At 73.1% G+C, this 11,798-nt stretch carries 4 protein-coding genes; all 4 read right to left on the reverse strand.

What is annotated here, in order from left to right; all coding sequences use genetic code 11:
- Positions 1-14: 14 nt before the first annotated feature.
- The 4 genes from ACFYNP_RS35255 to ACFYNP_RS35270 all read right to left on the reverse strand — a co-directional run bounded on the left by ACFYNP_RS35255 (position 15) and on the right by ACFYNP_RS35270 (position 11,780).
- The gene (locus ACFYNP_RS35255) at positions 15-4,466 is read right to left on the reverse strand and encodes an amino acid adenylation domain-containing protein (RefSeq protein WP_388791300.1); all 4,452 of its coding nucleotides are present in this window, start codon (positions 4,464-4,466) and stop codon (positions 15-17) included.
- Between the two features lie 29 nt (positions 4,467-4,495).
- Positions 4,496-9,208 carry an amino acid adenylation domain-containing protein gene (locus tag ACFYNP_RS35260; RefSeq protein ID WP_388791302.1) on the reverse strand — a complete coding sequence of 1,571 codons (4,713 nt, stop codon included), beginning with the start codon at positions 9,206-9,208 and terminating at the stop codon, positions 4,496-4,498.
- A gap of 164 nt (positions 9,209-9,372) precedes the next feature.
- Positions 9,373-10,608, reverse strand: a complete 1,236-nt coding sequence (locus ACFYNP_RS35265; protein WP_388791322.1) for a glutamate synthase-related protein — start codon at positions 10,606-10,608, stop codon at positions 9,373-9,375.
- Positions 10,609-10,790: 182 nt separating this feature from the next.
- Positions 10,791-11,780: an asparagine synthetase A gene (locus tag ACFYNP_RS35270; protein WP_388419573.1), complete on the reverse strand. Its 990-nt coding sequence runs from the start codon at positions 11,778-11,780 to the stop codon at positions 10,791-10,793.
- Between the last annotated feature and the right edge of the window lie 18 nt (positions 11,781-11,798).

An 11,798-nucleotide genomic window follows, 5' to 3' on the forward strand; every position in this document is an offset into this window, starting at 1 on the left:
CTGGTCGGGGCGCGTCATACGGCGGCGTCCAGTTCGGCGAGGGCCGCCGCATAGGCGTCCATGAAGGACTCGGCGAGTGCGTCCGGCACCACGGACCGTTGGTGGTCCACGGCCAGCAGCACGCGGTCGGAGACCGGGTCCTGGATGAGTGAGGCGCCGAAGGCGAAGCTGTTGGGCTCGTGCCGCATGGTCGGCTCGCAGCCGATCCGTCCGTCCACGATCCGCGCGTCGCTGAGCTGCCCGAGGGCGTGGAAGCGCAGGAACCCGAACTGGCTGTCCAGGCGCGGACGTTGCATCAGCCGGGCCAGGCGCGCGACGGGCACCCGGCGGTGCGGCATCATCTCCAGCTCCTCGCGGTGCACCGCGCGCACCAGGGCCAGCGGATCGTCCGCGCGGGGTTCGGCCACCAGCGGCACGGTGTTGAGGAAGAGCCCGTACACCTCGGTGCCGCCCCGCCGTTCGAGGCGGCCGTTCATCGCGAGTCCGGTGGTGACACGGCGGTGGCCGGTGATCGACTGCAGGGCCCGCAGATGGGCGGCGAGCGCCACCGACTTGACCGGCACCGCGGTGGCGTCGGCCACCCTGCGCAGCTGTCCCGGGGCCTCGGGCAGCACCCGCTCGACGGTGCGCGCCAGTTCATGGGTGGCGCCCGCGCCCTCCCACAGCTCCGCGCTGACGCCGTCGAGCTTGGCCCGCCAGTACGCCAGTGAGTCGGGATCGGCCGCGGCCTCCTGCTCCACGGTGACGAAGTCGCGGAACGCCGAACCGGGCGGCGCGACCGGGGCCGCACCCGGGTCCTTCGCCAACGCGCTGTGACGTTCCAGGAGTTCGGTCATCAGCGAGGTGAAGCTCCAGCCGTCGAGGATCGCGTGGTGCTCGCAGATCGTGAGCTGGAACGAGGCGTCGCTGAGCCGCTGCACGGTGATCCGGAACAGGGGCGGCGCCATCAGGTCGAAGGGCGCCGAGCGGTGCTCCTCGAAGACCGCCAGGATCCGTGCCCGCCGCGCCTCGTCGGACAGCCCGCGCAGGTCCTCGAAGACGACCGGGGGCGGCAGTTCGCCGTGGACCAGCTGGAGCGGTTCGCGGTACCCGGAGAGGTCGAGGCCGGTGCGCAGGACCGGATGGCGCCCCATCGCCTCGACCACCGACCGGCGGAAGGCGTCCTCGTCCAACGGCCCGTCGATCTCATAGCTGTTGACGTTGTGGTAGCTGTCGGTCCCGCCGGCGATCTCCATGTGGAAGACCATGCCGAGCTGCATGGACACCATCGGGTAAGCGTCCACCACCGTGACCGGGAGCTCCGCGCGGGTCTGCGCGTCGATCAGCGCGAAGGGGTCCGCCGCGCCCTCGTCCTCGGCCACCGGGCGGGCCAGCGGCGCCAGGGCGGCGATGGTCGGCGCGTTGAAGATGTCCCGCAGGGTGACCGCCCAACCGCTCTCGTGCAGCCGGCCCGCCAGCTGCACGGCCCGGATCGAGTCGCCGCCCAAGTGGAAGAAGTCGTCCTCCACCCCGATGCCGGTGATCCCGAGCACGTCCGACCACACCTCGGCGAAGACCCGCTCCACCGGGGTGCGGGGCGCGGTGTGCCCGGAGCCCGCGCGGGGCGCAGTGTGCGTCGCAGGGGCGGGCAGCGCCTTGCGGTCGACCTTGCCGTTGACGGTCAGCGGCAGCGTGTCGAGCAGGGTGACGCTCGCCGGGATCATGTACTCGGGCAGCGAGCGGCCGAGGAACTCCCGCACACCGGAGAGCTCGCGCCCCGTGACGTACGCGGCGAGTCGCTGGTCGTGGACGGTCACCACGGCGGCCTCCACGTCCGGGTGTGCGGTCAACGCGCTCTCGATCTCGCCGAGTTCGATGCGGAAGCCGCGCAGCTTGACCTGGAAGTCGGCCCGGCCGATGTATTCGAGGCCGCCGCCCGGCAGCCGCTTGGCCACGTCGCCGGTGCGGTAGAGCCGGGCGCCCGGACTTGTTCCGTACGGGTCGGCGACGAAGCGGGTGGCGGTGAGCCCCGGGCGCGCCCAGTAGCCGTGGGCCAGGCTTCCGCCGCCGATGTACAGCTCGCCGGGCACCCCCACCGGGCAGGGCCGCAGCCAGTCGTCGAGGACGACCGCGCTCAGGTGGGGCATCGGGGTGCCGATCAGGCTGCGCGCGAAACCCTCCGCCCGCTCGATGTCGTGGGTGGTGACGTGGACGGTGGTCTCGGTGATCCCGTACAGGTTGCAGAGCCGGGCCGGGGGCCGCGGGCTCAGGGAGTACCAGCGGTCGACCACGGCCGGGTCGAGCGCCTCGCCGCCGAGCATGATCTGCCGCAGCGCGGGCAGCTCGCGCGGGTGGGTGCGCAGGGCGAGTTCAAGCTGCCGCAGGGCGGACGGGGTCAGGCAGAGGAAGGAGACGCCCTCCTCGGCGAGGAGTTCCACGAACTCCTCCGGCGAACGGCTGGTGACGTACGGGACGACGACCAGCCGGCCGCCGTGGTGCAGCGCGCCCCACAGCTCCCAGACCGTCCAGTCGAAGGCGTAGCTGTGGAACAGCGTCCACACCCGCTGCCCTTCGGACGGGGTGAAGGCGAAGTGACCTGCGCCGGCTGCCATCAGCCGGCTGACGTGCTCGTGGGCGATCGCCACGCCCTTGGGGCGGCCGGTGGAGCCCGAGGTGAAGATGATGTACGCCGTGTCGCCGGGGCGCACCGTGACAGCCGGGCGGGTGGCCGGCAGTACGGCCAGCAGCGCTGCCACCGCCGCCGGTACGAGCACGTGCCAGGGCCCCGCGGGGACCCGGTCGGGCCGGTCACTGATCACGACGGCGACCGCGGTGTCGCCGAAGACCGCCGCAGCGCGGTCGGCGGGCGCGGTCAGGTCCACCGGGACGTAGGCCGCGCCCGTCTTGAGGACCGCGAGTACGCAGAGCGGGATGGCCTCGGTGCGGTCGAGCAGCAGGCCGACCCGGTCGCCCGGGCGCACACCGCGGGCGATGAGGGCATGGGCCATCTTGTTCGCCCGCTCGTCGAGCTCGCGGTAGGTCAGCGAGGTGGCGCCGCAGGTGAGCGCGGTGGAGTCGGGGTAGGTGTCGACGGCCTCCTCGAACAGCCGGTGCAGGGTGCGCCCTTCGGGCACGTGCACGGGAGGAGCCGGCCTCTCCCGCGCGCCGGACAGCTCCCGCAGCGTCCGCCCGGGCGCGTCCAGCGCCCCCGCCAGCAGGGCGCGCCAGTCGTCCGCCATCCGGCGCACCGTCTCCATGTCGAACAGGTCCGAGCGGAACTCGGCCTCGCCGCGCAGCTCGCCGTCGTCGTACAGGGACCAGGTGAGGTCGAACTTCGTGGTGCCGTTGGACCGCGTGCGCCGCCGCGCGGTGGTCGGGCCGAACCGCAGTGGGGTGCCGTCTTCGGTGTGCGAGCCGAACACCACCTGCACGAGGGGCGCGTGCTGGACGGAGCGGTCGAGGCCCAGGTGGTCGACGATGGTGTCGAAGGGCGCGTCGAGGTAGCCGTATGCGTCCAGCGCCGCGTCCTCGACGTGGTGCACCAGCTCGCCGAAGGTCATGTCGGGGCGCAGCCCGATGCGCAGCGGCAGCAGGTTGACGAAGTATCCGACCAGGTTTTCGAGTTCGGGCCGGTTGCGGGTGGTCACGGGCGTGCCGACGACCATGTCCTCGGCGCCGGTGTACTGGTTGAGCAGGACGGCGAACGCGGCGAGCTGCACCATGAAGGGGGTGACCCCCTCCGCCTCGGCGAGCTCACGGACCCGGGCCGCGGTGCCCGCCGGCAGGCCGAAGCCGGTGGTGTGGCCGTGCGGGGTCGGGGTGTCGGGGCGCGGCCGGTCGGTCGGCAGTTCGAGCAGGGAGGGGGCGCCGGCCAGCCGGTCCTTCCAGTACGCCAGGTGCTCCTCCAAGGAGCCGGCGGCCTCCTCAGCCGCGTAGTCGGCGTACTGTGTGGTCAACTCGGCCAGGCGTGGCGGGCGTTGTTCGGTCAGCGCGGTGTACACCTCGGCGAACTCCGTCTCGAAGACGCCGGCCGACCAGCCGTCCCACACGATGTGGTGCACCACCAGGACCAGGACGTCGCCCTCGCCCCGGCGCAGCAGTGAGGACCGCAGCAGCGGCCCCGCCCCGAGGTCGAAGGGGGTGGCCGCCTCGGAGCCGGTCAACTCCTCGGCCCGATGGTGCTGTTCGGCCTCGGTGAGCCCGCGCAGGTCGGTGACGACGAGGGGAACGTGCAGACCCTCGTGGACCAGCTGGCAGGGGCCTGTGGAAGACAGCGTGAACGTGGTGCGCAGCGCCTCGTGGCGGGCGACGACCGTGTTGAGGGCGTGTTCGAGGAACCCGGGGTCCACGGCCCCGGAGAAGGTGAAGACCCAGGGGATGTTGTAGGTCGCGTTCTCGGGGTCCCACTGGTCGAGGAACCACAGGCCGCGCTGGAGCCCCGATACCGGGGCCGATCGGGTCGCGGCCGCGTCGGTGGCTGAACTCATCGGTGTCATACCTTTCTTGGACGGGACGATCAGCGCTGCAGGAGTTGTTCGGCGATGGCGCTCGGTGTCTTGGCCCGGAACACCAGCTGCGGCGCCACGCGGGTGCCGGTCTCCCGGGTGAGGCGCATCGCGACGCGCACCGCGGAGAGCGAGTTGCCGCCGATCCGGAAGAAGTTGTCGTGGCGGTCCACCGCCTCCACCCCGACGACCTCCCTGATCGCCGCGATCACGAGGCGTTCGACGGTGCCCGTGCGGCCGTTTCCGGGGATGCGGGCCGGGGCCGCGGCCTGGGCGGGTGCGGGCAGGGCCCGCCGGTCGACCTTGCCGTTCGTATTCAGCGGCAGGGCGTCCAGGACGTCGAGGGTCGAGGGGACCATGTGAGCGGGGAGCTGCTCGGCCAGACAACTGAGGACGGCCTCGGTGTCGACCGGCGCGCCGCCGGTGGTGATGTAGGCCGCCAGACGGCTGGTGCCCGCGGCGTTGCGATGGACGGTGACGGCAGCCTCGCGGACGTCGAGGCGCCGGGTGAGCAGGTCCTCGATCTCGCCGGGCTCGACCCGGAAGCCGCGGATCTTGATCTGGTCGTCGGCCCGGCCGGTGATCTCCAGGAGGCCGTCCTCGCCGCGGTGGCCGAGGTCGCCGGTGCGGTAGAGGCGGCGGCCGTGGCCGTACGGGTCGGCGACGAAGCGGCTGGCGGTGAGACCCGGGCGCCCCCAGTACCCGAGGGCGAGGCCGGCGCCGGTGGCGTACAGCTCACCGGTCACACCCGGCGCCACCGGGCGCAGGGCCGCGTCGAGGACCAGGATGCCCTTGCCGGCGAGCGGGCGGCCGATCGGAATGGAGTCGGCGGCGGCATCCTCGGGACGGACCGTGTGGCAGGTGGTCAGGCCCAGGCTCTCCACCGGGCCGTAGCCGTTGGCGACGCGCAGCCGGGGGAACAGGGCGAGCGCCTTGGCGACATGGGTCACCGAGGCCCTCTCGCCGGCCGTGAACGCGGTGTGCACCCCGGCGTAGACGTCCGGGAACTCCTCCAGGAGGAAGTTGAACAGGCTGGCGGAGAGCTGGAGTTGGGTCACTCCATGGCGGCGCGTCAGCTCGACCACGGCCTCCGGATCCGGCCGCTGGCCTGGTTGCAGCACGCAGACACCGCCGAACAGCAGCGCACCGTACAGCTCCAGGGCGAAGGCGTCCCAGGACACGGGGGAGCACTGGAGCCACACCTCGTCGGGACCGAAGCGCGCGTAGTCCTGCCCGAGGTAGGTGGTGGTCAGCGCGCGGTGCGGGACGGCGACACCCTTGGGTCGGCCCGTCGAGCCGGAGGTGAACATCACGCAGGCCAGGTCCTCGCCGGTGACCGGTACGTCCGGGGCATGTCCGGGCGCGGCGGCGATGCGGTCCGCGCAGGCGTCGAGGTCGACGCGTTCGCCGGTCCAGTCGAAGGGCACCGGCTCCTCCCGGTGGGTGACCAGGAGGCGGGCCCCGCTGTCGGCGGCCGCCGCGGCGAGCCGGGCCGGCGGGAACTCGGGGTCGAGCAGGGTGTAGCCGGCTCCGGTCTTCAGGGCCGCGAGGGCCGCGACGACCAGGTCGAGGCCGCGCCCGACCAGGATCGCCACGACCGAACCGCGCCCCGCGCCCAGCCCGGCCAGGTGATGGGCCAGCCGGTTGGCGCGGCGGTCCAGCTCGCCGTAGCTGAGCGAGTCGTCCCCGGCGATCAGCGCGGTGGCGTCGGGCGTGCGGGCGGCGACCGTCTCGAACAGGCGGTGCGCCGGTGTCGCGACGGCTGCGGCGAGGGTGCCGATCCAGGCGTCGCAGAGCGCGGCGATGGTGGCCGGCTCGAACAGGTCGCTGTCGTACTCGAAGCGTCCGGTGTACCCCGTGGAGCGGTCGTCGACCGAGATGGACAGGTCGAAGCGGGAGACGCCGTGCATGTGCAGCTCGCGCGTGACCGGCACGCCGTCGACGAGGAGCGGCTCCTCGTCCGTGCCGTGCATCTCCAGGACGACCTGGCACAGCGGGTTGCGGTCCGGCGGCGGGTCGGCGACCACCCGGTCGACGATCGCGTCGAAGGGTGCCTCCTGGTTGCGGTAGGCGCCCCTGGCCGCGTCACGGGTCTGGCGCACCAGATCGGTGAAGGAGGCGTCGGGGTCGATGCGCAGCCGCAGCGGCAGCAGATTGACGAAGTAGCCGATGAGGTCGCGCAGTTCTGCCCGACCGCGGACGTTCACCGGGGAACCGATCACCAGCTCCGGTTCGCCCGAGCGGCGGTGCAACGTCGTCGCGAGGGCGGCGAGCAGCACCATGTACGGGGTGGCGTCCTCGCCGCGGGCGAGGTCGCGCACGGCCCGCGCCACCGGCTCCGGCACCGTGAAGGCGTGATGGGCGCCCCGGAACGCCTGGACCTCGGGTCGAGGATGGTCGGTGGGCAGGGCTTCGCTCTGCGGGACGTTCTTCAACTGCTGCTCCCAGTAGTCGAGTTGTGCCTCCACGGCGCGGGCCGTCGAAGGGTGGTGCTCCCCGGCCGCGTAGTCCGCGTACTGGGTCGTCGGCTCGGGCAGCCGGTGGGGCCGCCCTGCGCGCAGCGCCTCGTAGGCCTCCTTGAGCTCGTGCTCCAGGACGGGCCGCGACGCCTCGTCCCAGACGATGTGGTGCACGACCAGGACGAGCGTGGTGCGGCCGTCCGGGGAGCGCAGCACCCGGGCGCGCAGCAGCGGGCCGTGCTCCAGGTCGAGGGGGAGCCGGGCGGTGGCGGTGATGAGCTCCTCCAGCTCGCCGTCTGCGGCGTCGGTGACGGTGAACGGCACGTCCACGCTTGCGCGGACCTCCTGGCGGGGCCCCTCGTCGGCGAGGACGAAGACCGTGCGCAGGCTCTCGTGGCGCGCCACGACGGTGTCCAGGGCGGCGCGCAGCAGGTCCGCGTCCACCGTGCCGTCGAAGCGGTACACCCAGGGCACGTTGTACGTGGCCGAGCCCGGGTCCCACTGGTCGAGGAACCACAGGCCGCGCTGGAGGGGGGCGAGCGGGGCCTCGGTGCGTCCCGAGCGGCCCAGCCGGGGGCGTCCGTCGCCGCGCGCGCCGGTCACCTCCTCGGCGAACTCCGCGAGGGTGGGCGCGTCGAAGACGGCGTACGGGGAGACCTGGCCGAACGCGTCGGCGATCCGGCCCACCATCCGGACGGCGGCCAGTGAGTCGCCGCCCAGCTGGAAGAAGTTGTCGTGTGCTCCCACCCGGGGGGCGCCCAAGACGTCGCACCAGACGCCGGCCAGCACGCGTTCGGCTTCGGTGCGGGGCGCCACATGGGTGTCGGCCGCGGTGGCGGCCATCGCTGCGGGTTCCGGCAGTGCGGCCCGGTCCACCTTGCCGTTCGTCGTCAGCGGGAAGGCGTCCAGGACGACCAGGGCCGCCGGGACCATGTGCTCGGGCAGCCGCGCGGCGAGGAAGGCGCGCAGCTCGGCGTGGCCGGGGGCGCTCGCGCCGGTCGTGGTGAAGTGGGCGGTGAGGCGCCCGCCGGGTGCCGTCACGACGCAGGCGGACACCGACGGGTGGGCGGCCAGGGCCTGCTCGATCTCGCCCGGCTCGATCCGGAAGCCGCGCACCTTCAGCTGGTGGTCGGCGCGGCCGAGGAAGACCAGCGCCCCGTCCCGGCCGTCGCGTCGCACCAGATCGCCGGTGCGGTACATCCGGGCTCCGGGCACCGCCGTGAAGGGGTCGGCGAGGAAGCGTCCGGCGCTCTGTCCGGGCCGGCCCCAGTAGCCCGAGGCGAGCAGCGGCCCGCCGATGTAGAGCTCGCCCGCTGCGCCGGGTCCCACGGGGCGCAGCCGGTCGTCCAGGACGTACAGGGCGCGCTCGCCGAGGGGGCCGCCGATGGGTACCAAGGTGTCGTCGGCGGTGAGTTCGCGGAGCGTGGAGGTGATCACCGTCTCGGTGGGGCCGTACGCGTTGATCAGCGCCACTCCGGTCGCCTCGATCCAGGCGGCCGCCGTCTCCGGGTAGAGCCGGTCACTGCCCGAGATCATCAGGCGCAGGGTCGGGGGGACCGGGGCGCCGGCGCGCACGGCCGCGGCGACCTCCTGGAAGTAGCCGGCCGACAGGTTCGCGACCGTCACGCCCTCCTCGGCGAGCAGGCCGAGCAGTTCGCCCGGGGCGAGCAGCGCCCGGTCGGGAAGGACCAGGCGGGCGCCGGTGGTCAGCGCGGTGAGCACCTGCTCGATGGCCACGTCCACGGTGGGCCTGGCCAGGTGCAGCACGGTGTCGTCGGCCGTCGTCCCGAACCGCAGGGAGGCCGCCGCGATGTGCCCGGCGAGCTCGCGCCCCGACACGTGAACTCCCTTGGGGAGTCCGGTGGTTCCCGAGGTGTAGATGATGTAGCCCGCCCCGGCGGCCGCACGGGCGTGGCTGCCGCTGCCGTCGACGGTGCCTTCGGTGACGAGCTCGCCGTCGGTGAGGAACGCGGTCGCCCCGGCGTCGCGGGTGATGAACGCGTTGCGCTCCGCGGGCGCCCTGGCGTCCAGCGGGAGGTAGACCGCGCCGGCCCGCAGCGCCGCGAGCAGCGCCACCACGTAGTCGGTGCGGTCCGCCGACGACACCGCGAGGACTTGGCCCGGCCTGATGCGCCAGGCCAACGCCAGGCTCAGTCGGTCCAGTTGGGCGTAGGTGAGGGTCCTGCCCGCCCCGTGCACCGCGGGACTGGAGGGGCGGCGGCGCACCGCCGAGTCGAAGGCGTCTGTGATTCCGTGTGAAGACATGGTTCAACCCCGCTGAAGGAAGGAGTCCGGGAACGGGCAAGGAGAGGAGAGTGGCCCCAATACGCCCGACAGTAGGACGAGTTCGACATGTGGTCCGGAAGTTGGAGCGGCAGAACAGCGGCATTACGCGGCCGGGCGGGCCCGGCCCCGGGCCCGGACACCCCTTAGTCGCCGGGCGCCCAGACGTCGTCCGGGGCCAGGGTGGAGGCGGAGTACTTCCCCAACGCGCTGACGATCAGGCGCAGTTCGGTTGCCAGGCAGTCGGTGAAGCGGATCAGCCCCCGGTCCGGGTCCTCGGCCACCGCGAGCAGCGCCGCGCGTCCCAGCCCCACCGCGCGGGCGCCCAGCGCGAGGCTCTTCGCAGCCCGGCAGCCCTCCCACATCCGACCCGACACCAGCAGGTTCGGGAGCGGGTCGGCCGTGAGCCGGCGCAGTACGGCGCCGAGCGGCAGCCCGATCTGCGAGGTGAACGCCAGTGGCGCCCAGCCGGTCCCGCCCTCGGCGCCGTCCACCGTGACCGCGTCCGCTCCCGCGTCCACGGCGACCCGGGCGGCCTCCGCTACGTCCCGTCCGGGATGCAGCTTCACCCAGACCCGGGCGCGTGGGAAGTTGTTCCGCATCAGCCGGATCTGCTGGCGCAGGATCTCCGCCGTGAAGGTGCCGGGGCTGCTGGAGCGCAGGACGTGCCCCGCGCCGAGCAGGCCGCCGTCGAGGCCGAAGCAGCCGTCGAGACGCGCCGCGTGCTCTGCATCCAGGACCGTCATGCCGCCGAGCCCCGGCTTGGCGCCCTGCCCGGTCTTCAGCTCGAAGGCGAGCCGTCCCGAGTCGAGCAGCGGGCGGGCCGCGGGGTCGCTGTAGACGAGGTTCCACACCTCCGCGTCGGCGTCCTCGGTGCTCTGCTGCACCGCCACCCCGCCCAGACCGTCAGCCAGGTGGGCGGTGTAGGCGCACAGCCTCCCGAGCAGGGAGCGCGAGGCGTCCTCGCCCGAGCGGCCGTATCCCTCGACCGGGACCACGTTCTCGCCGATGACCATCGGCAGCCCGAGTTCCCCGGCCTGACGGCTGAGCGCAAGTCCCGGGTCGCCGCCGGCGGCGCGGGTCGAGCCGAGAGCCGAGACGTACACCGGCAGCGGAGCCGTGAAGCCGCCGATGGTGGTGGTGAGGTCGACGTCGCCGTACATCGGCTCGCGCCCCAGCTCGATGAGTTTGGCCAGCCGCTCCGCCATGAAGACGGGAGGCACCAGGCGCAGCGCGTCCAGTTCGTCGCCGGTGGTCCGCGCGACGGCGCCGAACAGCACCCGCCCGTACGCGTCGGCCGGCGGGAAGGCCGCCGCGGCCCCGGTCCTGGCCCGTCGGCGCACCTCTTCCTCGGGGAAGCCGGGGGCGCTGATGCTCGCCACCCCGGGGACGTCCGCCCCGGTGACCGCCGATTCCCCGTAGCGTCCCGCTCCGGTGACCGTATGTTCCCCAGGGCATCCCGCTCCGGTGGCGGCGGGTCCCTCGTGGACACCCTGGACGGTGACGTCGGCATCCGTGCGCAGGTCCGCACCGGTCGCGGTCGAGAGGGGCCGCACCCGCGCGCTCACGGGGAGACCACCCCGGGCAGCTTCGGGAAGGCGCTGGCCTCCCAGGCAGCCGCGCGGCCCGCGACGTAGCGGGTCAGCCGCTCGACGCCGACACCGAAGCCCGTGCTGGCGGGCACCCCCTCGCGCACCAGGTCCAGGTACCAGCGGTACTTGCTCGGGTTCTCGCCGGTCTCGCGGATGCGGGTGACGATGGCCGCGTAGTCGTTGGTCCGCTCGCTGCCGCTGCACAACTCGCCATACCCCTCCGGCGCGATCAGATCGAAATTGCGCAGCACGCCGGGCTCGGTGCGGGACTCGCGGTCGTAGAAACCGCGGGAGCCCTTGGGGTAGTCCGTCACGAAGAAGGGACGGCTCGCCTTCTGCGAAAGAAGCGCCTCGCCCGCCCAGTCGATCTCGGCATCCGGGCTCTGGCCGTGTCCCGAGGCACGCAGTGCCGCGACCGCCTCCGTGTGCGTGGTGCGGCCGAAGCCGCCGCGCAGCAGATCGGCGAAGGCGTCCACGTCCCGGCCGAGCCGGGCGAAGTCGTCGGGCAGGGCCGTGACGGTGCGGCCCACCATGTGGACGAGCAGATCCTCCAGGAGGTCGAGCACCTGCTCGCGCCCGGCACCCGCCATCTCCACGTCCAGCTGGTGGAACTCGGCGAGGTGCCGGTGGGTGTCGGTCGTCTCCAGCGGTTCGAGACGGACGTTGGGGGCGATGCAGAAGATCTTGTCGAAGGCGAGCAGCGACGCCTGCTTGTACAGGATGGCGCTGGTCATCAGCTTGTAGCGGTGGCCGTAGAAGTCGACGTCGACCTGCTTGGCGCCGCGCGAGCCGGGGTCGGTGACGGGGCCGATCACCGGCGGCAGCAGCTCGGTGAACCCGGCGGCGGTCAGGAACTCCCGTGCCGAGGCGAGCAGGTGGGTCTGGATCCGCAGGGTGCTGCGGGTGGCGGGAGAGGTGAGGTGGGCCCGGGGGTCGGGCAGGGGCGAGGAGGCTTCGGGCATGGTCGTCTCCGGTCTTCG

Origin of the sequence: Streptomyces sp. NPDC006691 (assembly GCF_042869955.1) — a bacterium.
Classification (GTDB): domain Bacteria; phylum Actinomycetota; class Actinomycetes; order Streptomycetales; family Streptomycetaceae; genus Streptomyces.

Excerpts from the sequence above, each read along its gene's own strand:
- ACFYNP_RS35255 (WP_388791300.1), bottom strand. The coding sequence starts at position 4,466 with ATGAGTTCAGCCACCGACGCGGCCGCGACCCGATCGGCCCCGGTATCG.
- ACFYNP_RS35260 (WP_388791302.1), bottom strand. The coding sequence starts at position 9,208 with ATGTCTTCACACGGAATCACAGACGCCTTCGACTCGGCGGTGCGCCGC.
- ACFYNP_RS35270 (WP_388419573.1), bottom strand. The coding sequence starts at position 11,780 with ATGCCCGAAGCCTCCTCGCCCCTGCCCGACCCCCGGGCCCACCTCACC.